Origin of the sequence: Vibrio sp. S12_S33, assembly GCF_963889785.1 — a bacterium.
In the GTDB taxonomy this organism is placed as follows: domain Bacteria; phylum Pseudomonadota; class Gammaproteobacteria; order Enterobacterales; family Vibrionaceae; genus Vibrio; species Vibrio aestuarianus.
Window position 1 is genome coordinate 1 of sequence record NZ_CAWPQZ010000362.1, and the last position, 256, is coordinate 256.

A 256-nucleotide genomic window follows, 5' to 3' on the forward strand; every position below is an offset into this window, starting at 1 on the left:
TCACGCTGTAGTCACCTTCCGCCGCCAAGCTTGGGATGGTGATGTTCGCACTGCCGGTATCGACATCCGTTTGGGTCACGGTGTAGGTTTGTGTTGTCACACTGCTATCTGGGTTGGTGATGGTTAAGGTCACCGTATCACCCACTTCCACACCCGTTGGAATACTTACCACCGTTTCAACGCCGTCATTGTTCTCTGCCACGCTCACGCTGCCGTCCGCTGCATCCGCGATAGTAAGCGTTGGCGCCGCAGTTGG

The 256-nt window shown here is 56.2% G+C and carries 1 protein-coding gene; it reads right to left on the bottom strand.

Annotated features, from left to right (window positions below):
* The coding region (locus tag AACW06_RS20460) for a hypothetical protein (RefSeq protein WP_202884138.1) at nucleotides 1–256 on the bottom strand (256 nt) is incomplete at both ends.